21 protein-coding genes are annotated in these 23,637 nt (G+C 55.1%); 8 read left to right on the top strand and 13 right to left on the bottom strand.

Features of this window, described 5'->3' with window-relative positions; genetic code table 11:
* Window positions 1-39 precede the first annotated feature (39 nt).
* Window positions 40-1,446, top strand: a complete 1,407-nt coding sequence (locus tag ACIGCM_RS15945) for an HDOD domain-containing protein (RefSeq protein WP_397503052.1) — start codon at window positions 40-42, stop codon at window positions 1,444-1,446.
* 128 nt (window positions 1,447-1,574) lie between these two features.
* On the opposite strand, the gene ACIGCM_RS15950 is transcribed toward ACIGCM_RS15945, so the two are convergent.
* The 11 genes from ACIGCM_RS15950 to glcD form a co-directional block, all read right to left on the bottom strand.
* Window positions 1,575-2,312: a hypothetical protein gene (locus ACIGCM_RS15950; protein ID WP_397503053.1), complete on the bottom strand. Its 738-nt coding sequence runs from the start codon at window positions 2,310-2,312 to the stop codon at window positions 1,575-1,577.
* A 120-nt stretch (window positions 2,313-2,432) separates the two neighbouring features.
* Entirely contained in the window at window positions 2,433-2,825 is a 393-nt protein-coding gene (locus tag ACIGCM_RS15955; protein WP_397503054.1) for a helicase, read from the bottom strand.
* 340 nt (window positions 2,826-3,165) lie between these two features.
* Window positions 3,166-3,438, bottom strand: a complete 273-nt coding sequence (locus ACIGCM_RS15960) for an HU family DNA-binding protein (protein ID WP_010487690.1) — start codon at window positions 3,436-3,438, stop codon at window positions 3,166-3,168.
* 185 nt (window positions 3,439-3,623) lie between these two features.
* Window positions 3,624-4,772 carry an NAD(P)/FAD-dependent oxidoreductase gene (locus tag ACIGCM_RS15965; RefSeq protein ID WP_397503055.1) on the bottom strand — a complete coding sequence of 383 codons (1,149 nt, stop codon included), beginning with the start codon at window positions 4,770-4,772 and terminating at the stop codon, window positions 3,624-3,626.
* A gap of 286 nt (window positions 4,773-5,058) precedes the next feature.
* On the bottom strand, window positions 5,059-5,226 hold the full coding sequence (locus ACIGCM_RS15970) for a rubredoxin (RefSeq protein WP_397503056.1): 168 nt from the start codon (window positions 5,224-5,226) through the stop codon (window positions 5,059-5,061).
* Window positions 5,227-5,451: 225 nt separating this feature from the next.
* Complete coding sequence (locus ACIGCM_RS15975; RefSeq protein WP_397503057.1) at window positions 5,452-7,152, bottom strand: L-lactate permease; 1,701 nt, start codon at window positions 7,150-7,152, stop codon at window positions 5,452-5,454.
* Between the two features lie 187 nt (window positions 7,153-7,339).
* Window positions 7,340-9,505, bottom strand: a complete 2,166-nt coding sequence (locus tag ACIGCM_RS15980) for a malate synthase G (protein WP_397503058.1) — start codon at window positions 9,503-9,505, stop codon at window positions 7,340-7,342.
* A 59-nt stretch (window positions 9,506-9,564) separates the two neighbouring features.
* A complete protein-coding gene (locus ACIGCM_RS15985) occupies window positions 9,565-9,966 on the bottom strand; it encodes a heme-binding protein (protein ID WP_397503059.1) in 402 nt (133 codons plus the stop codon).
* Window positions 9,967-9,976: 10 nt separating this feature from the next.
* A complete protein-coding gene (glcF, locus tag ACIGCM_RS15990) occupies window positions 9,977-11,194 on the bottom strand; it encodes a glycolate oxidase subunit GlcF (protein WP_397503060.1) in 1,218 nt (405 codons plus the stop codon).
* A 3-nt stretch (window positions 11,195-11,197) separates the two neighbouring features.
* The gene (gene glcE / locus ACIGCM_RS15995) at window positions 11,198-12,262 is read right to left on the bottom strand and encodes a glycolate oxidase subunit GlcE (RefSeq protein ID WP_397503061.1); all 1,065 of its coding nucleotides are present in this window, start codon (window positions 12,260-12,262) and stop codon (window positions 11,198-11,200) included.
* Complete coding sequence (gene glcD, locus ACIGCM_RS16000) at window positions 12,262-13,761, bottom strand: glycolate oxidase subunit GlcD (protein WP_397503062.1); 1,500 nt, start codon at window positions 13,759-13,761, stop codon at window positions 12,262-12,264. Before glcD ends, glcE begins: the two co-directional genes overlap by 1 nt.
* Window positions 13,762-14,022: 261 nt before the next feature.
* Here glcD and glcC point away from each other — a divergent pair, with 261 nt between their 5' ends.
* From glcC to ACIGCM_RS16030, 6 genes are all read left to right on the top strand, one after another.
* Entirely contained in the window at window positions 14,023-14,796 is a 774-nt protein-coding gene (glcC, locus tag ACIGCM_RS16005; RefSeq protein ID WP_397503063.1) for a transcriptional regulator GlcC, read from the top strand.
* 52 nt (window positions 14,797-14,848) lie between these two features.
* A complete protein-coding gene (locus ACIGCM_RS16010) occupies window positions 14,849-15,418 on the top strand; it encodes a chorismate--pyruvate lyase family protein (RefSeq protein WP_397503064.1) in 570 nt (189 codons plus the stop codon).
* Between the two features lie 53 nt (window positions 15,419-15,471).
* Complete coding sequence (ubiA, locus tag ACIGCM_RS16015) at window positions 15,472-16,380, top strand: 4-hydroxybenzoate octaprenyltransferase (RefSeq protein ID WP_397503065.1); 909 nt, start codon at window positions 15,472-15,474, stop codon at window positions 16,378-16,380.
* A 116-nt stretch (window positions 16,381-16,496) separates the two neighbouring features.
* Window positions 16,497-17,186 (top strand): phosphate regulon transcriptional regulator PhoB, encoded by a 690-nt coding sequence (gene phoB / locus ACIGCM_RS16020; RefSeq protein ID WP_087519238.1) that lies wholly within the window; start codon window positions 16,497-16,499, stop codon window positions 17,184-17,186.
* A gap of 84 nt (window positions 17,187-17,270) precedes the next feature.
* Window positions 17,271-18,578, top strand: a complete 1,308-nt coding sequence (gene phoR, locus ACIGCM_RS16025) for a phosphate regulon sensor histidine kinase PhoR (protein WP_397503066.1) — start codon at window positions 17,271-17,273, stop codon at window positions 18,576-18,578.
* 117 nt (window positions 18,579-18,695) lie between these two features.
* Window positions 18,696-20,048 (top strand): hemolysin family protein, encoded by a 1,353-nt coding sequence (locus ACIGCM_RS16030; protein ID WP_397503067.1) that lies wholly within the window; start codon window positions 18,696-18,698, stop codon window positions 20,046-20,048.
* 15 nt (window positions 20,049-20,063) lie between these two features.
* Here the strand turns inward: ACIGCM_RS16030 and ACIGCM_RS16035 are convergent, their stop codons facing one another.
* A complete protein-coding gene (locus ACIGCM_RS16035) occupies window positions 20,064-20,960 on the bottom strand; it encodes a peptidoglycan DD-metalloendopeptidase family protein (RefSeq protein WP_397503068.1) in 897 nt (298 codons plus the stop codon).
* A 226-nt stretch (window positions 20,961-21,186) separates the two neighbouring features.
* Here ACIGCM_RS16035 and ACIGCM_RS16040 point away from each other — a divergent pair, with 226 nt between their 5' ends.
* Window positions 21,187-22,680 (top strand): acetyl-CoA hydrolase/transferase family protein, encoded by a 1,494-nt coding sequence (locus ACIGCM_RS16040; RefSeq protein WP_397503320.1) that lies wholly within the window; start codon window positions 21,187-21,189, stop codon window positions 22,678-22,680.
* Window positions 22,681-22,719: 39 nt separating this feature from the next.
* Here the strand turns inward: ACIGCM_RS16040 and ACIGCM_RS16045 are convergent, their stop codons facing one another.
* Window positions 22,720-23,613, bottom strand: coding sequence for a response regulator (locus tag ACIGCM_RS16045; protein WP_397503069.1), 894 nt, complete (start codon window positions 23,611-23,613; stop codon window positions 22,720-22,722).
* Window positions 23,614-23,637: the final 24 nt, after the last annotated feature.

The raw sequence follows: 23,637 nt of genomic DNA on the forward strand, positions 1-23,637 counted from the left end.
TTTGTTGTTTTTACTCGCGCATTAACGTCGGATTTTCTAATGAATGAAGCCAACACCGCACTTGAAAACCCACTGCAACCGCCTTTGGTTATTGGGCAATTTCTGCAAAAGCTTGGGGTGACATTCAGCGTTCGCCGTAAACACAACAACCTGCCTGCGGCGCAATGTGTGCAAGCGGTGATGCTTGAAGATGCTGTCGGGCCGCTGCTGGTACTGTTCAGCCAAGACCAGCTACTTGACCTGAACCGCCTTGCAGACCTGACAGGGCGCAAGCTGGTTACGGTCACAGCAGAACGCCAGCAACGCATGCTCAGCAAGCACGACCTATCAGAGTTGCCTGCTCTGCCTCCCTTGCTCAACTCACCATGCCTTTATGATGACCGCTTACTCAAAGCGCCCTCAGTGTTCATTGAGTCGGGACAAAGTGGTCTCCTGCTGGAAATCGCCAGTGCCGATTTCCAGGTACTGCTGAACAAGTCCAGCGCAGCCTTACTCGGTGAGCCGCTTAAGAACATCAAGCTTAACCTCGATCGCCCAGACGATGACCGCCGTGAAATCACTCACGCCGTACAAGCCTTTACCGCAAGGCGTATCCAACAACGCCTTGAAGAAGCCATCGAGATTCCACCGCTGCCTGAGTCCGCGCAAAAAATCATCAAATTGCGTGTTGACCCCAATGCCACAATCGACGACATCACCGGCGTTGTCGAAACAGACCCGGCACTCGCCGCACAAGTGATCAGCTGGGCTGCATCTCCCTATTACGCAGCACCCGGCAAGATCCGCTCAGTTGAAGATGCCATTGTCCGCGTGCTTGGCTTTGACCTGGTGATAAACCTAGCGCTGGGCCTGGCCATGGGCAAAACCCTGAGCCTACCCAAAGATCAGCCACAGCAATCAACACCTTACTGGCACCAAGCAATTTATACCGCCGCAGTAATTGAGGGACTGACCCGCAGCATGCCTCGCGCGGAGCGTCCAGAAGCAGGCTTGACCTACCTTGCAGGCTTGCTGCATAACTTCGGTTACTTGGTTTTGGCCCACGTTTTCCCTCCGCACCTGTCGCTGATTTGCCGGCACATTGAGGCCAACCCACACCTGACGCACAACTACATCGAGCATCACCTGCTGGGCATCAGCAGTGATCAAATCGGTGCATGGCTGATGCGCTCATGGGACATGCCAGAAGAATTGGCAAACGCGCTGCGCTTTCAGAATGACCCTGACTACAACGACGTGAATGCGGCGTATCCAAGGTTAGTCAACCTTGCCGTTCACTTGCTGCGCAACCGCGGAATAGGCTCCGGGCCATGTTCCGATGTACCGCAGAGCCTGCTCGACTCCCTGCAGATTAATCGCGATAAAGCTGAAGCTGTGGTCAGCGAAGTACTCGCCGCCGAAGTGGCGTTGCGCGAATTGGCATCATTGATCCACCCAACTCATTAAGCGGCTCGGTCCAAGGTCTCGTCGGGTGGCTGACGCTTTTTCAGCCACCACTAATGGCGACACATGCCCATCTATTGACTCACCAGCCCATCGCTGCTTGATCTATGGCTGTGGGACAAACAGGGTTTTCAAGGCAGCTGCGCTCTGCGCTCAGCAAATAGCGCAGGCAATGCCTGTAAGCTAAGGTCGAGCAACTGCTTGACTGACGGTTGCTCATACAAAGCGGCGTATTCAATAAGTTGGTCACTGGGAATGCGCCGATAGGCAAACAGCATATAACTCTCGACTGCTTGCTGACTTGAATCATGCAGCGCTTGCTGATGTTCAACCGTTTTGGCGCTCAAGGCCTGCTCATCGAGTGTTTCTCCGCGTGACTTCAGCGCCATCAGCGCCTGCGTCTTACCCGACTCATACCGTAGCAAGGTCGCCATCTGTGTGGTCCGGGCGGCTTTATCAAGGCGCTGCACCAACTCCTGCCGACTTTTTCTAGGCGGCCGATCCGCAAGCTGCTTGCGATAGCTTGTAAGCTGCTGCGCACCATCGCCCGCAACTGCCCGCTCAGCCAGGGTGAAATGTTGCGCCAATGGGCTGCTCAGCAGCTGCCGCGCCTGCTCTAACTGGGCCTGATCAATCTGCGGTGCAAGCGCTTTGGCCAGATCGCTGCAGAGCTTGTCCCCAGCAAATAGCTTGTCGACTTGGGCGCGCTGCTGGTCATCCAGCCCTCGCTGTACCAAAGGCAATGTTTGATCACAGAGCAAACACACGCCAGACAACTCAAATACAGCAGCGAAGTCCTCAACCTTGGAAGATGCGGCCTGAGTCAAAGGGGCAATAGCCAAGATCAGCAAAGTCAGCAAAATACGCATTAATCAGCTTCCGAGAGTACAGGTTTAAAGCTCAAGCGAAGGCTTGGTGACTTGAAAACAATGCCTGCACACTACCCAATGTTGCCAGTGCCGAACAGTCTCAGCACCGACAAATGCGCGCTAAGCTGCCTTTTTTGCGCTACCTGATTTCTTCGGCACCAGGTATTTAGTCAGACCTTGAAACCAGATCACCAACGCTGGGTTGCCTTGAATCTGAATGTCTTTGTTCTGAATACCTTGCATAAAGGCCAACTGCTTGTTCTTGGCATTCATGGTTGCGAAGCCGTAGGCACCATCTTTGAAACCGAGAGCAAATGCAGGCTCTACCGCTGGGCCACGTTTACTGCTGATGCGCTGATCCTTAACAATGAAGTGGCGCGCAATTTTGCCGTCAAGGGTATGCAGTTGAAAGACCATGTCGCGGTCAACAAGCTGTTCTTGAAACTTGGGATTTTCACGGCTCGCCTTAGCCATCAGACGGCCCAACATCCACAGGAGAAAACGGAACTTCATGTGCACAGCCTCGACAGAGAATAGGATACGGCGGCGCATTGTAGCGGTTTGACGCAAGGACTACATCCAGCCTAAAGCGTTGTGAGAACAGGTGCCTATTGCCGCCAATAAGAGGCGCGGGTACGGAGAACCTCGACAAAATCAGCTCAAGTGGACAGGGCTTTCTGAGCAGCCCCATACAGCGCCATAACCGCTCAGTCTAGGCGCAGCTAAGGCTTCAATAACGGATCGGGCGGCCTTGCTACAGGTGCCAGAGGGAAATGCTTTTCAGCAAAAACCAAAAAGCCCCGGAGTACGGGGCTTTTCAGAATCTATCCACATAAAGTGAAACGATTACGACTCAGTTCACCGCGTCTTTCAGGGACTTGCCCGGTTTGAACGCCACTGTGTTGCTGGCTTTAATTTTTACTGGTTCACCGGTTTGTGGGTTCTTACCCGTACGAGCACCGCGATGGCGCTGTATGAAAGTACCGAAGCCAACCAGGGTCACACTGTCTTTACGATTGAGTGCACCCGTGATTTCTTCCAGTACGGCGTTTAGTACACGATTTGCCTGATCTTTACTCAGATCAGCTTTTTCCGCGATTGCGGCGGCGAGTTCTGGTTTACGCATAATTGCCCCTTTGACGGTTTGTTTTTGTTGTGTCCGTGCTGCTCCAAGAGCAACGCCCAAGGCGCCGCAACAGCTCTGCGCTGCGGCAGACTGAAGGAGAATGGCACGCGATTAGGTGCAGCGCCAGTACTGATCGGCAGTTAAGTCAGGCAATTTTGTGGCGTAACCGACAGATCAACTGCTATTTACGCCAACAGGGCTGGAAGTGCCTTATTTAGAGCGAGTTTTTCTTGGACGGCCGTACCTGTTAGCGCGTAACCCAGTAGTGCGCCAGAGCCATCATGACAGAGTGCCTTGATGTCAGACCCACTGCCTACAACTGTCCACTCACCATGCTGACCAAGCGGAGGTGGTGAAACCACCAATGGGCAAGCCGGGGTTTTAACGGTCACGGGCATGGCACCGTAACTGACACTTGTCGGATTGCCAGCCAGCGTCTGGGCCAATGCACGGGCGCAGGTCATCAGTGGCATGACGTAGAGCAAGTTCAGGCCATCGACTTCAGCGCAATCACCCAAGGCATAGATATTGGCGTGAGAGGTAGCCAACTGGCGGTCAACCATGACCCCGCGATTAACCTGCAACCCAGCGGCAGTTGCTAGCTCGGTTCGCGGACGCAGGCCGATTGCGGAAAGCACCAGATCACACTCGATGACCGTACCATCGGATAAATGCGCCTCAAGTGCCTCCCCCTTGTGGTTGAGACTAGCCAGTACCGGGCCTAAGTGAAAACGTGCGCCCAAGCCTTCAAGCGCAGTCTGTACGGCTGTGGCAGCTGCGGGATGCAGTAAAGCTGGCATCACTTGTTCACAGGGTGCGACCAATTCAACCTGATAACCGCCCAGCGTCAGGTCATTGGCAAACTCACAGCCAATCAAACCCACACCCATTAACAGCACACGCTTCTTACCCACAGAGGCGCTGCGAAACTTTGCATAATCTTCAAGATCGTTGATCGGGAAAATCGCATCCTGGGCGTCACCCTCAACCGGTACCCGAATCACCTGTGCACCGCACGCCAGAATCAGGTCGCGATAGGGAACCGCTTCTTCACCGACCCACAATTGCTTGTGACCCGCATCAATCCCAGTAATACGGGTATGGGTACGCACTTCTGCCTTGAGCTGATCAGCCATCGCCCCTGGCTCCGCCATGCTCAAGCCATCGGCATCTTTATTCTTTGCAAAACCGGTCGACAGCATCGGTTTTGAGTACGAACGCCCGTCATCGGCAGTAATCAGCAGTAACGGTGTTTCGCTGTCGAGCTTACGAAATTCACGGGCCAGGTTGTAGCCGGCCAAACCAGTACCGACGATGACTACAGGTGCGCTCATACGTTGTTTCCTTTGAGTAGATGCCTGTCGCGCACTGGCGCCACAGCGGGTTGCAGCTGGGTGATGAAAAGGCTGCAGGCAACAAATTGCCAATTGCGCATAGCGTTTACAGATGAGGTGCGCAAAGGATTAATGCCAAACGACCTTAACCAATTATTCTTCATGCGCCAAATCAAACCCAGCAGTGCCTAAAAATTGCCATAAAAAACGGCGACCGAAAGGGTCACCGTTTTGATAAAACCTGGCCAGTGTATAACCAACAAGGTTGTTCCACGTGAGCGGCAGATTAACCGATTTCAATCATCTCGAAATCCATCTTTCCTACGCCACAGTCTGGGCACAACCAGTCTTCTGGTACATCTTGCCATAGCGTTCCCGGCGCAATGCCGTCATCTGGCCAGCCCAAGCGCTCATCGTAAATAAGACCACATACCACGCACTGCCACTTCTTCATATCAACCTCAGGTGAATCTCACGGTTATGCGCGGAACGCTACCGTAATTGTGCCCGTGCGCCAAGCCATCTAACGACGAATACTCGGGACTGCTGATGTTTCGTCCACAGTCGCGCCGGAGCCTGCTCTGGCGCGAGATGAGACTCGAGAAACATCAACAGCCTCTAGGTTTTAAAATGAGTATCGCCCGCCGCAAGACGGGCAATAGCAGGTCTGCTTCAGGTTTTAGCCAGTAACATGCAATGGGTCACTGATGTTCATGCCGTACATCGCAATCAGCGCCAAGCTACCGGCTGCCAAGAGGTAATAAAGCGTCGGCAACATGGTTTTGCGCAAGGTGATGCCTTCACGACCCAGCAAGCCGACGGTCGCCGATGCAGCCACGACGTTGTGAATGGCGATCATGTTACCGGCAGCAGCACCGACGGATTGCGCAGCCACCATCATCGCCCCGGAAACCCCAAGCAAGCCAGCCGCGTTGTACTGGAACTGCGACAGCATCAGGTTGGAAACGGTGTTAGAACCCGCAATAAAGGCCCCTAGACCACCTACAGCAGGCGCGAACAGCGGATAAATCCCGCCCACGCTATCCGCTACAAGCTGCGCCATTGCCACTGGCATCGACACCAGGTCTGAGCCATTGACGCCTGAGTTGATCAAAATTCGCACCATCGGAATAGTGAAGATCAACACAAAACCAGCGCCGAGCAAGGTGCGACTCGACTCACTGATAGCAGCGCCCAATTCGGAGAGGCGCATACGGTGCAGGAAGAAAGTCACCAGCACGACGATACACAGAATGCCGCCTGGCAGAAACAAGGGTTGAATGGAGCCCGAAACACCTGTTTCACCGAGAATATCAGTCCAGCCAAAGCTGACTGCACTGAGCGCTGCTTTAAGCTCAGGGAATACCCGTGAAGCCACGAGAAACACCGCCAACAGCAAGTAAGGCGCCCAAGCCATAGGTACTGAAATCGGGGCTTTGCCGGCAATATCGTCGATTTTCATCTCGATCTTGCCCATCCACTCGGCTGGCCAGTCTTTGGCATCGGCAAAGTCCCAGGTTTGCTTAGGCAGCAAGAAGCCTGCTTTTGCAGCTGGAATCACAATTGCCAAGCCGACCAGCGCACCGATCATCGAGGGGAACTCTGGCCCGAGGAAAACGCCTGCAGCCATGTAGGGCAGCGAGAAGGCTAAACCGGTAAAGATCGCGAATGGAGCCATTTGCAGGCCTTCTTTCCACGATTGGTTCTTGCCGAAAAAGCGCGTCATGATTGCCAGCATAAACAGCGGCATCAGAATCCCGATCAGGCCGTGCATGATAACCACACGAGAAACGATCATCTGAAAGAAGATGTCCCAGCTGCTGCCCACTGCGGCCAGTTGCTCAGTCATACCGGTTTTGTCCAGACCACCGACAACACCCACCAGCATCGGCGTACCCACTGCACCGAAGGATACTGGTGTCGACTGCACCATCATGCCCAAAACCACTGCTGCCAATGCCGGGAAGCCTAGTGCGACCAGCAAGGGAGCTGCCACAGCTGCTGGTGTACCGAAACCCGATGCACCTTCGATAAAGCAACCAAACAGCCAAGCAACAATCAGCGCCTGCACCCGACGATCTGGGCTAATGCCCGAGAAGCCGCGGCGAATCGCGCTGATACCACCCGAATGCTTCAGGGTGTTTAGCAGCAGAATTGCGCCGAAGATGATCCACAAGATTGCAGCAGTCAGAATCAACCCCTGCAAGCTTGAGGCAACAACCCGGACCAGGGACATATCCCACGCCGAAAGACCGATAATTGCGGTAAGGATAAAGACCACGGGCATCGCGTACTTGGCTGGCCAACGAAAGCCAATCAGTAATACGCCCGCGAGTATCAATGGCACAAAGGCCAATATGGACAACAGTGTTTGACTCATTAGCTTGGTTCCTTGTTCTTTTTGTGAACCACATATTTTCCGGGTCTTACCCGGCGCCACGCACTCAGTCTTGGGTGGTCTACCCAAGACTAGATGACGCCAACTCCAGCGTATAACCGAAGGCGACGCCAATGCTCAAAAGCCCCGATCGCTAAAAACGGTCGGGGCCAGGTATTACGGTTGTTTCTCAGGCATGTTTCAGCTTGAAACGCTGACGCCATGCATGCAGCAAAGGTTCGGTGTAACCGCTGGGTTGCTCGCGACCTTTAAACACTAGATCACTGGCGGCTAAATACGCTGCCGACGTGGCAAAATCAGGTGCCATCGGCTGGTAGAGTGGATCGCCAGCATTTTGCTGGTCAACCACTGCCGCCATGCGCTGCAAGCTCGCTTCAACTTGCTGTGGGCTGACAATCCCGTGGCGCAGCCAGTTAGCAATGTGTTGGCTGGAGATACGCAAAGTAGCGCGATCTTCCATCAAGCCCACGTTATGAATATCCGGCACTTTCGAGCAACCAACGCCCTGTTCAACCCAGCGCACGACGTAACCCAATATGCCTTGGCAGTTATTGTCCAATTCTTGCTGAATGTCGGTTTCAGTCCAGCTTGGCTCAACCGCCACCGGCACGCTGAGCAAGTCTTTAAGCAGGCTGTCGCGTTGCGCATTAAGGTCGATCAACTCCAACTCACGCTGCACCGCTTGTACATCAATTTGGTGGTAATGCAGCGCATGCAGCACTGCGGCAGTGGGTGAAGGCACCCACGCAGTATTTGCGCCGGCTTTTGGATGTCCGACTTTTTGCACCAGCATATCGGCCATTAAATCCGGCATGGCCCACATGCCCTTGCCGATTTGCGCTTTACCACGCAGGCCACAGGCCAAGCCGACCAGCACATTGTTACGCTCGTAGGCTTGAATCCATGGCGTCGACTTCATATCGCCCTTGCGCAACATTGGCCCGGCTTCCATCGCCGTGTGCATTTCATCACCGGTGCGATCAAGGAAGCCCGTGTTGATGAAAGCCACGCGCTCAGAGGCCGCAGCAATACAGGCTTTGAGGTTAACACTGGTGCGACGTTCCTCATCCATGATGCCCATTTTCAAGGTGTTCTTGGCCATGCCCAACAGGGACTCAATACGACCAAACAACTGATCGGCAAATGCGACTTCTGCCGGACCATGCATCTTGGGCTTAACGATATAGACACTGCCAGTGCGTGAGTTTCCCTTGCGTTGCAGGTCATGCAAGGCAATCAGGCTGGTCATCACACCGTCGAGGATACCTTCGGGAATTTCGTTGCCATGGCCATCGAGAATCGCCGGATTGGTCATCAAGTGGCCGACATTACGCACGAACATCAGAGAGCGACCGTGCAATGTCAACTCGGCACCTGCGCCGGTCTGGTACTGACGATCAGGGTTGAGTCGGCGAACAATCTGCTTACCACCCTTCTCCAAGGTTTCAGTCAGATCACCTTTCATCAAGCCGAGCCAATTGCGATAAATCACCACCTTATCGTCAGCATCGACAGCCGCCACCGAGTCTTCGCAATCAAGAATGGTCGATAGCGCCGCCTCAATCAGCAAATCTTTAACCCCAGCCGCATCGGTCTTACCGATTGGGCTGCTGGGATCAATCTGAATTTCGATGTGCAGGCCATGGTTTTTCAGCAGGATGGCCGTCGGTGAGTCGGCCGAACCCTGCAAGCCTACAAACTGCTCTGGCGCCTGCAAGCCAACCGATGAACCGTCTTCAAGACCAACCTGCAACTGGCCGCCGACCACTGTGTAGCGTACCGAATTAACGTGAGAGCCATTGGCTAATGGCGCAGCCTGGTCCAACACATTACGTGCAAAAGCAATGACCTTGGCACCCCGCACCTGGTTGTAACCCGGGCCCTTAGTGGCACCGTCAGCCTCAGAGATTGCATCAGTGCCATAGAGTGCGTCGTACAACGAGCCCCAGCGTGCATTGGCAGCGTTCAACGCATACCGCGCATTCATCACCGGCACCACCAGTTGCGGGCCTGCCTGACTGCTGATTTCGCTGTCGACATTGCGAGTACTGACGCTGACCGTTTCCGGCTGCGCTTGCAAGTAACCAATAGAATCTAAGAATTTGCGATACGCTGGCATATCACTGACCGGGCCAGGATTGGCACGGTGCCAGTCATCGAGTTCGACCTGCAAGCGATCACGCTGGGCTAATAGTTCGCGATTGATTGGCGCCAGATCATGCACCAACTCATCAAAACCCGCCCAAAACGCGACAGACTCAATCCCCGTGCCCGGCAGCACTTCTTCGTCGACAAAGCGTTGCAGGTTGGCGGCTACTTGCAGGCGGTTACTCATCATCAAACTCCACTAATTGCGACTGGGGCGGCGCTCTAGCGCCACACCCTAAAATCAATTTAAATCAGGCTTTGTACGCCAGCTTTGGCTACTTGGGCGTCCTGGTCGGCTTTAACCCCTGAAACACCAACTGCACCAACAACCTGGCCATCGATAATCACCGGAACCCCACCCTCCAATGTGGTCAGCAGCGGGGCCGAGAGAAATGCATTGCGCCCGCCATTAACCATGTCTTCGTAACTCTTGGTCTCACGTCGTCCCAGCGCCGAGGTGCGGGCCTTTTCAGTGGCAATATAAGCACCAATTGGCGCGCAGCCATCCAGCCGCTCCAGCGCCAGCGGGTGACCGCCATCGTCGACGACAGCAATACTGACTGCCCACTGGTTTTGCTGAGCTTCCTTACGCGCTGCTGCGATAATCTGGCTCACTTCCTGTTGACTCAAAATAGCTTTGCTTTGCATGACATAGATCCTAATTAAGGGCTTCTTCGACCAGTTCGATCCAGTGTCTAACTGGCGTGCGTCCTGCACCATCCAAATGGGTCTGACAGCCGATGTTAGCGGTGACGATGACCTCGGGCTTACCACTCTCAAGGGCATTCATCTTGTTGTCCCGCAGCTGTTTCGACAGCTGCGGTTGAGTCAAGGAATAGGTTCCCGCCGAGCCACAGCAAAGATGGCTATCAGGCACGCTGGTGAGGTTGAAACCAATGCGTTGAAGTACATTTTCAACGGCACCACCAAGCTTCTGCGCATGTTGCAACGTGCAGGGGCAATGAAAGGCCAAGCGCGTTTCAGAAGCCGCGCCAAGGCTCTCAACCGGCTCATCACGCATCACCTCAACCAAGTCTTTGGTGAGGGCGCTCACCCGTTCGGCTTTGGCAGCGTATGCCGGGTCGTGCTTAAGCATGTGCGCGTAATCTTTAACGAACGCGCCGCAGCCGCTGGCGGTTTGCACAATCGCTTCAGCGCCAGACTCTATTGCAGGTAACCAGGCATCAATGTTGCGCCGGGCGCGATCAAGACCGGCCTCCTGCGCATTCAGGTGGTAATCCACCGCACCACAGCAACCGGCTTGTTGAATAGGTGTAACGCTGATGCCCAGCTTATCCAGCACTCGGGCGGCTGCGGCATTGGTATTGGGTGACAAGCCGGGCTGCACACAGCCTTCAAGCATCAATACCCGGCGCCCATGGCTAACAGCAGGGCGCGCTTTGGCCGGACGCACCTGCCGCGGTAATTTGTTTTTCAGGGTTTCAGGCAACAGCGGTCGGAACACCTGCCCCACTTGAGTCAGGGATTTAAACAACGCCGGATGCGGGGTGAGCAAGCGCAGGCCCTCACGCAACATGCGATCACCCGCGGGGCGTGGCACTGCGGCGTCCACTACCGCGCGCCCGATATCCAGCAAGTTGTGATAATCAACACCAGAAGGACAGGTTGTTTCGCAGTTACGGCAGGTCAAACAGCGATCCAGGTGCTGTTGGGTTTTCGCCGTGACCTCATTGCCTTCAAGCACTTGCTTGATCAGGTAAATGCGCCCACGCGGGCCATCAAGTTCATCACCCAATAATTGATAGGTCGGGCAGGTCGCATTGCAGAAGCCGCAATGCACACAGGAACGCAAAATGCTTTCGGCTTCTTCAGCACGCGGCAGACGCTTGGCTTGTTCACTTAAGTTTGTCTGCATGGCTCAAACCTCGGAGTACATGCGGCCCAGGTTGAAGATCCCTTGCGGATCCAACTGAGCCTTTAATTGACGGTGATAGCGCATTAGCGGCGCACTTAGCGGTGGCATCGGGCTGTCGCAAGCATCCGCAGTGAAGCAGGTGGCATGGCCGCCGGCTTCGCTGACAATCTGGCGAATCAACTGGGCATCGCTGTCTGACTTCAGCCAGCGCTGCGCCCCACCCCAATCGATCAGTTGCTCACCCTCAAGCGCAAGCGGGCCGGTATTGTTCGGTACTGAGATGCGCCACAACGGCTTATCACCGGCAAAGAAAGGCAACTGATGCTCATTGAGCTGCTGCCAGTAACCACCGTCCAACAGTTCACAACTCAATCGCTCACGTGCCGAGGCTACAGAACCCTCACCGCCCTCAAGGCGCAGATGCAGCGCGTTATCGTGATAGCTAGCGGCGCTGATCGGGATCGGCTGCTGGCCCCATTGCGCCAAGTTTTTAAGCGCCGTCTCAACATCAACCTCAAAGCGCAGGCTGACGCACTCGCGAGGTTTGGGTAGAACTTTGAGGGAAACCTCAGTCATCAAGCCAAGACAACCAAGGCTGCCAGCCATCAGCCGCGAAACGTCGTAACCGGCGACGTTTTTCATGACTTCGCCACCAAAACGCAGGTGCTTGCCAAAACCGGTGATCACCCGAGTGCCCAGTACTAAGTCGCGCACTGCGCCCGACCACGGTCTGCGCGGCCCGGACAACCCCGCCGCGACCATTCCACCGACAGTTGCACCTTCGGCAAAATGCGGCGGCTCGCACGTCAGCATCTGCCCGGCTTCATCCAATGCGGCTTGCAAATCAAGCAGTGGCGTACCGGCGCGGGCAGTAATCACCAGCTCCGTAGGGTCGTAGCTGACAATACCGCAATGTGCACGGGTATCAAGCACCTCGCCTTCGCTCTTGCGACCCAGAAAGGCTTTGCTGTTGGAGCCCTGAATACGCAGCTTGGAACCGCTGTTGAGGGCCTGATTGACTTGCTCAAGCAGTGCATTGCTGGCGTCTGCATCGTGGCGCACAACCATCAAAAACGCTCCAGTTCAGGGAATGGCAATTGACCGTGGTGCACATGCATCGAGCCGAACTCGGCGCAACGGTGCAAGGTGGGAATGTTCTTGCCCGGATTGAGCAAGCCACTGGGGTCAAATGCTGCTTTCACGGCATGGAACAAAGTCAGTTCATCGCTGTTGAACTGCGAGCACATTTGATTGATTTTTTCGCGGCCAACGCCATGTTCGCCGGTGATGCTGCCGCCCACTTTCACGCACAACTCAAGAATCTTACCGCCCAACGCCTCGGCTCGCTCAAGCTCACCCGGTTGGTTGGCATCGAACAGGATCAGCGGATGCATGTTGCCATCACCGGCGTGGAACACATTGGCCACGCGCAGACCGTACTCGTCGGAAAAATCGGCAATGCCTTTAAGTACGCCGGGCAGTTCGCGGCGTGGAATGGTGCCATCCATGCAGTAGTAATCTGGCGAGATTCGCCCAACAGCCGGGAATGCATTCTTGCGCCCGGCCCAGAATTTAACGCGCTCGGTTTCATCGCGGGCGAGGCGGACTTCGGTTGCACCTGCTGCCGCAAGCACTTGGTTCACCCGGTCGCAGTCAGCGTGAACATCTGCTTCAACGCCATCAAGTTCACAGAGCAAGATGGCTTCGGCATCGACGGGATAGCCAGCGTGAATAAAGTCTTCGGCGGCGCGGATTGCCAAGTTATCCATCATCTCCAGACCGCCCGGAATAATACCGGCTGCGATAATGTCGCCTACGGCACGACCGGCTTTTTCAACCGAATCGAAGCTGGCCAATAGCACCTTGGCGACTTGCGGCTTGGGCAACAGTTTGACCGTCACCTCAGTGACAATTCCAAGCATGCCCTCGGAACCGGTGAATAACGCCAGCAGATCAAAACCAGGAGAGTCCAACGCATCACTGCCCAGCGTCATACGCTCACCTTCTACAGTGAGGATTTCGACTTTGAGCAGGTTGTGCACAGTCAGGCCGTATTTCAAACAATGAACGCCACCGGCATTTTCGGCCACGTTGCCGCCAATTGAGCAGGCGATTTGCGAAGAAGGGTCGGGGGCGTAATACAGATCATAGGGCGCAGCGGCTTGCGAGATGGCCAAGTTACGCACACCGGGCTGTACCCGGGCGGAGCGTCCTGCGGGGTCTATTTCGAGAATTTTATTGAAGCGCGCCATCACCAGCAAAATGCCTTGCTCTAAGGGCAACGCGCCGCCAGACAAGCCAGTGCCAGCGCCGCGCGCAACAACTGGAACCTGACGCTGATGGCATATTTTCAACAAGGTCTCGACCTGTTCAATGTGCTCAGGCAACACCACCATCATCGGTGTGGTGCGGTACATCGACAGGCCATCGCACTCATAGGGCTTGAGGTCTTCTTGAGTGTGCAATACGTCGAGATCAGGCAGACGTGTTTGCAGTTCATTTAATAGTGCCGCCTTATCAACCTTCGGCAGTACACCATCAACTCGCTCGTCGTAAACAATGCTCATAGCAGGCTCATTTCAACAGCAGTATTTTGTTATTGCCGGTGCACGAGATACATAGAAAGCGCACAGACTAGTTATGGCATCTATGTTTAAGCTTCTGGCACATGGCCGTCTAGCGCCGTAACCACTGGTACGACCAGTTTGTTAGCTATTGGTCTGATTGATATCAACCTATAAAGCCCGCAATCATTGGCTATAAGGTTTATATTGATGACCACTTCAACAATCAGCTTAAACTGGTCCTACCAGTGAACAAGGAGAAGTATGGCTGTTGAATCCAGCACAACCCGACGTCAGGTTTGCGATGTGGTGGCCGAACGAATTGAACGCCTTATCGTCGATGGCGTGCTCAAGGTTGGCCAGCCGCTGCCGTCAGAAAGACGCCTGTGCGAGAAGCTCGGAATCTCCCGCTCAGCCCTGCGTGAAGGATTAAAAGTGTTACGCGGACGCGGCATCATTGAAACCGCGCAAGGCCGCGATTCACGCGTGGCGCAACTGACTGGCATGCGCGATGCCAGCCCGCTGATGCATCTGTTCAGCTCACAACCACGCACCTTGTTCGATCTGCTTGAGGTACGCAGCCTGCTTGAGGCTGAGTCTGCGCGCTTGGCCGCCCTGCGCGGCACCGATGCAGACTTTGTATTGCTGACCCGGCGCTATGAAGAAATGCTCGCGGCACACAGCGACACACGTGCCATTGATGCCCGCGAGCATGCACGGCTCGACCATGCGTTTCACCTCGCCATTTGCGAGGCATCACACAATCCCGTGCTGCTTCACACACTGCAATCACTGACTGACTTGATGCTGAATTCGGTGTTTGCCTCAGTCAACAACCTCTATCACCGCCCGCTGCAAAAGCGTCAAATCGACCGTCAGCATTCGCGCCTGTATCACGCGGTGATCGAACGCCTGCCAGAACAAGCGCAACGCGCTGCACGAGAGCATATCCACAGTATCCGCGACAACCTGCAAGATATTGAGCTTGAAGAACAACGCCTGGTCCGTGCAACCATGCGCCTTGAAGGCTGGGCATAACTGCGCTGCGTGATAAACTCGCGCCTCTCAAAAGCACTCGTGAATTAACCCCGTGCCCATTAACCACGCACCCCAAGCCACACCCGTCCCTGCGCAGTGCTGGTTTACCGCCAGCCAACTACAACCGTCACCCAGCGCTCAGGTGCATGATTGGCTGTTTGTTAATCAGGACTCGCTGACACAGCGCCTGATTGCGTTGTCTGCCAACAACTTCAGTGTGACGCCCATCAGCGAAGGCTGGCAGCCGATGCGCAGTGATGAGTGCGCGGCATTGAATGTTGCCGATGGCAGCCAAGGCTGGGTTCGCGAGGTTTACTTGCGCGGCCATGGTCAACCCTGGGTATTTGCCCGCAGTGTCAGCGCCCGCAGCGCCCTTGAAGGCTCCGGGCTGGAGCTGGCGCAACTGGGTACACGTTCACTGGGCGAGCTATTGTTCAGTGATCAAGCCTTTGATCGTGGCGAGTTGCAAGCTTGCCACTACCCTGCAGCTTGCCTGCCTGCCGATGTACAGGCAGAGCACTTATGGGCAAGGCGCTCCTGTTTTAGTCGCGGCAAACTGGCGATTTTAGTCGCTGAAGTATTTTTGCCGGCTTTCTGGGCGGCTACGCAAATCGAACGCTAAGTCATTCGGGCATTTCCGTATAATCCGCGCAACTGCCACGGAGAAAGCGCCCGATGTATAGCCGCCTGCTGCAATCACTCAATCGCCTGCACCCGCGCTGCTGGGACTTTATTCAGCTAACTCGGATGGACAAGCCAATCGGCATTTACTTGCTGCTCTGGCCAACCTTGTGGGCGCTATGGGTCGCGGCTGAAGGCGTACCTAGCCTGAAAAATCTGTTTATCTTTGTGCTTGGCGTCATCTTGATGCGCGCTGCGGGCTGCGTCATTAATGACTACGCTGATCGCGACTTCGACGGCCATGTTAAGCGCACCAAGCAACGGCCACTGGCCAGCGGCACAATCAAACCACGTGAGGCGCTGATCTTCTTTGCCGTGCTGGTAGCGCTGAGCTTTATTCTGGTGTTGTTCACAAACGCGGCCACCACCTGGTTGTCATTCGGCGGCGTTGCGCTCGCGGCGTTCTACCCCTTCATGAAGCGCTACACCTTTTATCCACAGGTGGTGCTTGGCGCTGCGTTTTCCTGGGGCATGCCGATGGCCTTCACAGCTGAAACCGGTAGCGTGCCAGCCGAAGCCTGGCTGCTGTATATCGCCAATCTATTGTGGACCGTGGCGTATGACACCTATTACGCGATGGCCGACCGCGACGATGATTTGAAAATCGGGGTTAAATCCACCGCCATCCTGTTCGGCGATGCAGATCGCATTATCATCCTGACGCTGCAAGGCTTGGCTTTACTCTGCCTACTGATGGCCGCAGCGCGCTTCCACCTGGGGGTTTATTTCCACTTAGGGTTGTTGGTGGCCGCCGGCTGCTTTGCTTGGCAGTTTTGGAGCACCCGCGAGCGTGAGCCCATGGCCTGCTTTAAAGCGTTTCTACACAACCACTGGGCCGGGCTGGCAATTTTTATCGGTTTGGTTGCCGACTATGGGTTGCGCGCAGCGCCAATACCGGCCTGAGTAAAAGCGCGATAAATAGCTGATTTATCGGCACCTTGCGTTTATCTGTCATATGACTGCAATAATTCCGTTATCTAATGCAGCGCATGACAGTTGAACCTACCGAGGCAGGAACCATGGTTGGCAAGAATATCCTGATCGTCGATGACGAAGCTCCGATCCGCGAAATGATTGCGGTCGCTCTGGAAATGGCCGGCTATGAATGCCTGGAAGCTGAGAATACCCAGCAGGCCCACAGCATCATCGTTGACCGTAAACCTGATTTGATTTTGCTCGACTGGATGCTGCCGGGCACATCAGGTATCGAGTTGGCTCGACGCCTTAAGCGTGACGAGATGACGGGGGATATCCCAATCATCATGCTCACCGCCAAAGGTGAAGAAGACAACAAGATCCAGGGCCTTGAAGTCGGCGCAGATGACTACATCACCAAGCCTTTTTCACCTCGCGAACTGGTTGCTCGTCTCAAGGCCGTGCTGCGCCGCGCAGGGCCAAGCGACAATGAAGGCCCGATCGAGATTGGCGGCCTGCTGCTTGACCCGGTCAGTCACCGCGTAACCATTGACGGCAAGCCCGCAGAAATGGGCCCGACCGAATACCGTCTGCTGCAATTCTTTATGACTCACCAAGAGCGCGCTTACACCCGCGGTCAGTTGCTTGACCAAGTCTGGGGCGGCAACGTCTATGTTGAAGAGCGCACTGTTGACGTACACATCCGCCGCCTGCGCAAAGCGCTGGGCGAAGTCTACGAAAATCTAGTACAAACCGTGCGTGGCACCGGGTATCGTTTCTCCACCAAAAGCTGAGCCCAGATAGCGGGATCAACCACGTCGCTGGCAAATACTGATTAGCGATACAAGTAAAAGGATTGCTTGGCGGATGAGCACTAGGTGAATAGAAACTGGCAAGGCGCTGTAGTGCGCCGCCTGCTGTTACTGGTCAGCGCATGCTTATTGGTCGGTCTGGTGACTGGCGAATATGCATGGGCTCTGGTCATAGGCCTTGCTGGCCACCTGGGCTGGACCTTGAGCCAACTGCTGCGCCTGCACAAATGGCTGCAGGAGCACAAACCTGACGAGCCACCTCCGGATGGCTACGGCATGTGGGGTGAAGTCTTCGACAGTATTTATCACCTGCAACGCCGCGACCAGAAGGTTCGTGGCCGCCTGCAAGCGGTGATCGATCGAGTGCAAGAGTCCACCGGTGCCTTAAAAGACGCGGTGATCATGCTCGATAGCCAGGGCAATCTGGACTGGTGGAACATCGCGGCCGAAACCCTGCTGGGCTTGAAAACACCGCAAGACAGTGGCCAGCCGATCACCAATCTTGTGCGTGACCCACGCTTTAAAGAGTATTTCGAGGGCAATAACTTTCATGACCCCCTCGAATTGCCCTCACCGTTGACGGATCGCCGCCGTCTGCAATTTCAGATCACCCGTTACGGTAATCAAGAACACTTGCTGCTGGTCCGTGATATCACTCGTCTGCACCAGCTTGAGCAGATGCGCAAAGACTTCGTGGCTAACGTCTCCCATGAATTGCGCACGCCACTGACGGTTATCGCCGGCTATCTAGAAACCTTACTCGACAACGTTGAGGCCGTGAACCCACGCTGGGTCCGCGCGCTGCAACAGATGCAGGAGCAAGGTGGGCGCATGCAAAGCCTGCTCAATGACTTGCTGTTGCTGGCCAAGCTGGAAGCCACCGACTATCCATCAGACAATCAGCCCGTTGCCGTGGATTTGATGCTGGAGTCGATCAAGAGTGATGCGCAGGCCCTGTCTGGCGAACGTCAGCACCGAATTACCTTGGAGGCAGACCCCGGTCTCAAACTCAAGGGTAGCGAGGCTGAATTGCGCAGCGCCTTCTCCAACCTGGTGTTCAATGCGGTGAAATACACCCCGGCTCAAGGCGAGATTCATATCCGCTGGTGGGGCGATATCAGCGGTGCCCATTTATCGGTGAAAGACACCGGCAATGGCATTGAGGCCAAACATATACCGCGCCTGACTGAGCGTTTTTATCGGGTGGACTCCAGCCGCGCCAGCAATACCGGCGGTACCGGCCTTGGGCTGGCTATCGTCAAACACGTGTTGCTGCGCCATCGGGCGCTGCTCGATATCAGCAGTGTGATGGGCAAAGGCAGTAACTTCACCTGCAACTTCCCACCCATGCAGGTGGTGCGTAGCAACCGCTAGTACCCTGGTGTCCAGCTACAGCCCTAACACGCTGCAACGCAATTAGCCAAAGGGCAGACTTGCAAAGCGGCTCGTCTGCCCCCAACCTTTAGCAGTCATTCGTTACCTGAACCCTATATGGACCCCTCGACTGGTTATTCTGCTGCAAGCTACTTCGCCGACTTCGGCCTCATTCTGTTCGCTTTGTTTCTGGTTCTGCTCAACGGTTTCTTCGTTGCCGCAGAATTCGCCATGGTCAAATTGCGCTCGACCAAGGTTGAAACACTCGCAGCCAAAAACGGCTGGCGTGGGCATATCCTACGCACCGTGCATAACCAGCTAGACGCTTACCTGTCAGCCTGCCAACTGGGCATTACCCTCGCCTCACTGGGGCTTGGCTGGGTGGGTGAGCCCGCATTTGCGCACCTACTCGAACCCTTATTGGCGAATCTAGGTATCGACTCCCCGAAACTGGTGAGCGGTATCGCCTTTTTCAGTGCGTTCTTCATCATCTCTTACCTGCACATTGTCATCGGTGAACTGGCCCCGAAATCATGGGCCATCCGCAAACCCGAGCTGTTGTCGTTATGGACAGCGGGACCGCTGTACCTGTTCTACTGGGCGATGTACCCGGCCATCTTCTTGCTGAACGCCAGTGCCAACGCTATTTTGCGCATTGCAGGCCAAGGCGAACCTGGCTCACACCATGAACATCATTACAGCCGCGACGAGCTAAAGCTCATTCTGCATTCAAGCCGCGCCAGCGATCCGAACGATCAAGACATGCGCGTCCTGGCCTCAGCCGTTGAGCTTGGTGAGTTGGAAGTTGTCGACTGGGCAAACTCCCGGGAAGACCTGGTCTACATTGATCTCAACGCGCCATTGGACGAAGTGTTCAGCGTATTTCGCCGCCATAAGTACAGCCGCTATCCGGTATTCGATGAAACTCAGGACGAGTTTGTTGGCGTACTGCATATCAAAGATTTACTGCTGCATTTGTCATTACTGGAAATGCTGCCTTCAGCATTGAATATTGGCGAACTGATGCACCCGCTCGAGCGCGTCAGCCGTCATATGCCGCTCTCCGACCTGCTGGAGCAGTTCCGTAAGGGCGGCTCCCACTTCGCCCTGGTCGAAGAAGCAGATGCCAAGGTCATCGGCTACCTGACCATGGAAGACGTACTCGAAGCCTTGGTGGGTGATATCCAAGACGAACACCGCAAAACCGAACGCGGCATCCTCGCTTATCAACCCGGGAAGTTGCTGGTGCGTGGCGACACACCACTGTTCAAAGTCGAACGCTTGCTCGGCATCGACCTTGACCATATCGAAGCCGAAACCCTGGCCGGACTGATCTACGAAACGCTCAAGCGCATGCCGGAAGAGGAAGAAGTGCTTGAAGTGGAAGGCCTGCGCATCATCGTCAAAAAAATGAAAGGGCCGAAGATCATCCTGGCTAAAGTGCTAATGCTGAAGGACTTGCAGGAGTAGCGCCGGGAGCGGCGCTTAGTCCCCGCCTACAGCGAAGTTCGGCAGGGTATTGACTGGCTGTGAGAAATCGAAAGGAATCGACTCCAGCGCCAGGCCGACATTACGTTGAATAACGAAGTGTAAGTGCGGACCGGTGCTATTGCCGGTATTGCCTGACAACGCCAGTGGCGTACCCACTTTAACGTGAGTGCCTTCGGCCACTTTGACCGAGCCTTTCATCAAGTGCAGGTACACACCCATGGTCCCGTCTTTGTGCAAAATCCGCACAAAGTTACCGGCCGGGTTATTACCCCGTCCGTTCTGTTGATTCTCAATTTTGACCACGACCCCAGCGCGCGCGGCAACAATAGGTGTGCCTTCGGGCATGGCAATGTCTAAGGCGTAACGGCCTTTAGGACCAAAGTGACTGTACTTACCATTGGCACCTTGGCTTAAATTGAACGGGCCACCGCGCCAAGGCAGCGGGTAGTTTTTTTGTGTCGGAATTAACCGAGGGTCGCCCATGGCGTAGCGCAACTTGGTTTTATAGCGCAGCGGCTTGCTGGCATCCATAGGTGCCAGCGTAGCCAGGCGGATCTTGCTGCGCGGCGCGAGAATCCAGCTGATCGGCTTCTCAGGCGCACCCACGACGTTTTCGGCATTATTGACGCTCAGTTCAATCTGCACCGGCGCATAGAGGTCATTACGAACTTGCAGGGTTTCACCGGCAGCATGCTTGAGGGTTTCCAGCTTAACCTCGCTGTCGAGGCTCTCAACCATGCGGTCACGGAACACAAACACCTGCGCACCGGCGGCCTTTTGGTCGGTGTAGGTCACCACACCATTGGCATCGGTGTACTTGTAGATGGTCATGGCCGCAGCATTAAAGGCCACAGTCATAAAACTGAAGAGAAGTAGTAAACGCCCTAGCATATCGATTCGGATCTTATAATTTCTAAATGTCCGGAATCAGCAGACTAGCAGCCGAGCTGGCAGGCGACGAGATGCTTTGCCCAAAGATGTGCTCTATTTCTCGACCAAAACCGACGACCGGTCACCACAACCCCGAAGATAGAGCCCGCTATTCGACTTTGGTACTAGAGGCTTTAATACCGTGTGCGCCTAGACTGCGGCCCCTTAATTTAGGCTTGTTCTGAGGATTTGCATGAATCGTGTTCGCCTACCTGCCCTACTGGACAAAGTAATGAGTGCGCAGGATGCCGCGCTCTTAATTGAGGACGGAATGACGGTTGGCATGAGCGGCTTCACCCGCGCAGGCGAAGCTAAGGCCGTGCCACAGGCATTGGCCGAACGCGCCCGCGTGCAACCCCTGAAAATTACCCTGATGACGGGCGCAAGCCTGGGCAACGATCTCGACAAACAGCTGACCGAGGCTGGCGTACTGGCCCGGCGCATGCCGTTTCAGGTCGACTCAACCCTGCGCAAGGCAATCAATGCGGGCCAGGTGATGTTTATCGATCAACACCTTTCAGAAACGGTCGAGCAACTGCGTAACCACCAGCTTAAATTGCCTGATATCGCCGTCATTGAAGCCGTTGCCATCACTGAAGACGGCCACATCGTGCCGACAACCTCAGTCGGTAACTCCGCCAGTTTTGCGATATTTGCCAAGCGTATAATTGTCGAAATCAATATGGCGCATAACCCCAATTTAGAGGGGCTGCATGACATATATATTCCGACTTACCGGCCAACTCGCACCCCCATTCCGCTGGTCAACGTAGAACAACGCATCGGTGCCAACGCCATCGCCATAGACCCGGCCAAGATCGCCGCGATTGTGCTGACCAACCAGCCCGATTCCCCCTCTACCGTGTTGCCACCGGATGCCGAAACCCAAGGCATTGCCGATCACCTGATCGAGTTCTTCAAAGGTGAAGTCGCCGCTGGGCGCATGACCAATGAGTTAGGCCCGTTGCAAGCCGGGATTGGCAGCATCGCCAATGCGGTGATGTGTGGCCTGATTGATTCACCGTTCGAGAACCTGAGCATGTACTCCGAAGTGCTGCAGGACTCTACATTCGACCTGATTGATGCAGGTAAGCTGCGCTTCGCCTCCGGCAGTTCGATCACCTTGTCGGGGCGGCGCAATGCTGATGTATTCGGCAATTTGGAAAAGTACAAAGACAAGCTGGTGCTGCGTCCGCAGGAAATATCCAATCATCCGGAAGTGGTTCGCCGCTTAGGGATTATCGGTATCAATACCGCGCTTGAATTCGACATCTACGGCAACGTCAATTCCACTCACGTGGGCGGCACCAAGATGATGAATGGCATTGGCGGCTCGGGCGACTTCGCACGCAACGCGCACTTGGCGATCTTCGTCACCAAATCGATTGCCAAAGCTGGGGCGATCTCTAGTGTGGTGCCTATGGTCAGCCATGTTGACCACACCGAACATGACGTCGACATTCTGGTAACCGAGCAGGGTCTAGCTGATCTACGCGGCCTAGCACCGCGTGAGCGCGCTCAAGTGATCATTGAAAACTGCGTACATCCAGATTTTCGCGCACCGCTGCGCGACTACTTTGAGCGGGCCTGCGCCAAGGGTGGCCACACACCGCACCTGTTGCGCGAAGCCATGAGCTGGCATATCAACTTGGAAGAATGCGGGCGTATGCTCGCCAGCTAAATCCGGAGCCAAGACCAAGCCACTTGGTCTTGGCCGGCTTTAACCGCCGGGGGTGAAGTGTTTTTGCGCGGTGCCGCGGGCAATCAAGCGCGACAGGTAATCCATTTTTTGCGGGTCACTGTCGACAAAGCGCAAGGTCAACTGCAGCCATTCGCTGTCGGGCTTTGGCTCGAACGCTGCAACTGCATGCAAATAACCGTTGAGCCGGGCCACTTCTGAGCTTTCACCCTGCTCCAAATCAAGCACAGCACTTTCCAACACCTGGGGTAACATTTGGCCACGCTTAACCAGCAACTGCGCATCTTTGAGGCTCAATGCCTTGATCACACAGGCCATGCTGCCGCCGGGCAATCGCAAGCTGCCTTGCCCGCGCCCTGAAGGCGCTGCAGCAGGCTTAGGGCTGGCAGCAGGAGTTGTCGCAGAGCTTGCCACCGGAGCCGCTGGCGCAGCCGGTTTGATCACCTCGGCTTTACCGCCGGTTAGCGCGGCAAGCGAGTCATTGGCGAAGGCATTGCCGGCAGGTTTTTGGTTCGGGGCGAAAGCCTCAAGTTTACCAGCGCGATGCAGGGCTTTTTTGACCTTGGTGACCAATTGCTCATTGGAGAATGGCTTGCCGATGAAGTCCGATACGCCCGCCTGAATGGCTTGCACCACATTTTCTTTGTCACCGCGGCTGGTGACCATGATAAATGGCGTGGTCTTGAGGCTGTCCTGCTCACGACACCAACTGAGCAATTCAAGCCCAGACATCTCTGGCATTTCCCAGTCGCAGAGGATCAAGTCGATGCTTTGCTTGGTCAGTAGTTGCAGGGCTTTACGGCCGTTCACGGCCTCTTCGATCTGCACGCCGGGAAAGTGATCACGCAGACCTTTCTTGACCAAATCACGAATGAAGCTTGCATCATCAACTATCAGTACGCGGACTTTACTCATCAACCACTCCCCCTCTATCTCAAC

Source organism: Pseudomonas sp. NPDC078700, assembly GCF_044542375.1.
Taxonomy (GTDB): domain Bacteria; phylum Pseudomonadota; class Gammaproteobacteria; order Pseudomonadales; family Pseudomonadaceae; genus Aquipseudomonas.

Bases quoted from the DNA above. Each gene is read 5' to 3' on its own strand.
- ACIGCM_RS15965 (WP_397503055.1), bottom strand. From the start codon at position 4,772: ATGAGCGCACCTGTAGTCATCGTCGGTACTGGTTTGGCCGGCTACAAC.
- ACIGCM_RS16030 (WP_397503067.1), top strand. From the start codon at position 18,696: ATGGACCCCTCGACTGGTTATTCTGCTGCAAGCTACTTCGCCGACTTC.
- ACIGCM_RS15975 (WP_397503057.1), bottom strand. From the start codon at position 7,152: ATGAGTCAAACACTGTTGTCCATATTGGCCTTTGTGCCATTGATACTC.
- phoB (WP_087519238.1), top strand. From the start codon at position 16,497: ATGGTTGGCAAGAATATCCTGATCGTCGATGACGAAGCTCCGATCCGC.
- ACIGCM_RS15985 (WP_397503059.1), bottom strand. From the start codon at position 9,966: ATGCAAAGCAAAGCTATTTTGAGTCAACAGGAAGTGAGCCAGATTATC.
- ACIGCM_RS15950 (WP_397503053.1), bottom strand. From the start codon at position 2,312: ATGCGTATTTTGCTGACTTTGCTGATCTTGGCTATTGCCCCTTTGACT.
- ACIGCM_RS15980 (WP_397503058.1), bottom strand. From the start codon at position 9,505: ATGAGTAACCGCCTGCAAGTAGCCGCCAACCTGCAACGCTTTGTCGAC.
- ACIGCM_RS15970 (WP_397503056.1), bottom strand. From the start codon at position 5,226: ATGAAGAAGTGGCAGTGCGTGGTATGTGGTCTTATTTACGATGAGCGC.
- glcE (WP_397503061.1), bottom strand. From the start codon at position 12,262: ATGGTTGTGCGCCACGATGCAGACGCCAGCAATGCACTGCTTGAGCAA.
- glcF (WP_397503060.1), bottom strand. From the start codon at position 11,194: ATGCAGACAAACTTAAGTGAACAAGCCAAGCGTCTGCCGCGTGCTGAA.
- ACIGCM_RS15955 (WP_397503054.1), bottom strand. From the start codon at position 2,825: ATGAAGTTCCGTTTTCTCCTGTGGATGTTGGGCCGTCTGATGGCTAAG.
- glcC (WP_397503063.1), top strand. From the start codon at position 14,023: ATGGCTGTTGAATCCAGCACAACCCGACGTCAGGTTTGCGATGTGGTG.
- ACIGCM_RS15945 (WP_397503052.1), top strand. From the start codon at position 40: ATGAATGAAGCCAACACCGCACTTGAAAACCCACTGCAACCGCCTTTG.
- ACIGCM_RS16045 (WP_397503069.1), bottom strand. From the start codon at position 23,613: ATGAGTAAAGTCCGCGTACTGATAGTTGATGATGCAAGCTTCATTCGT.
- glcD (WP_397503062.1), bottom strand. From the start codon at position 13,761: ATGAGCATTGTTTACGACGAGCGAGTTGATGGTGTACTGCCGAAGGTT.
- ACIGCM_RS15960 (WP_010487690.1), bottom strand. From the start codon at position 3,438: ATGCGTAAACCAGAACTCGCCGCCGCAATCGCGGAAAAAGCTGATCTG.
- ubiA (WP_397503065.1), top strand. From the start codon at position 15,472: ATGTATAGCCGCCTGCTGCAATCACTCAATCGCCTGCACCCGCGCTGC.
- ACIGCM_RS16035 (WP_397503068.1), bottom strand. From the start codon at position 20,960: ATGCTAGGGCGTTTACTACTTCTCTTCAGTTTTATGACTGTGGCCTTT.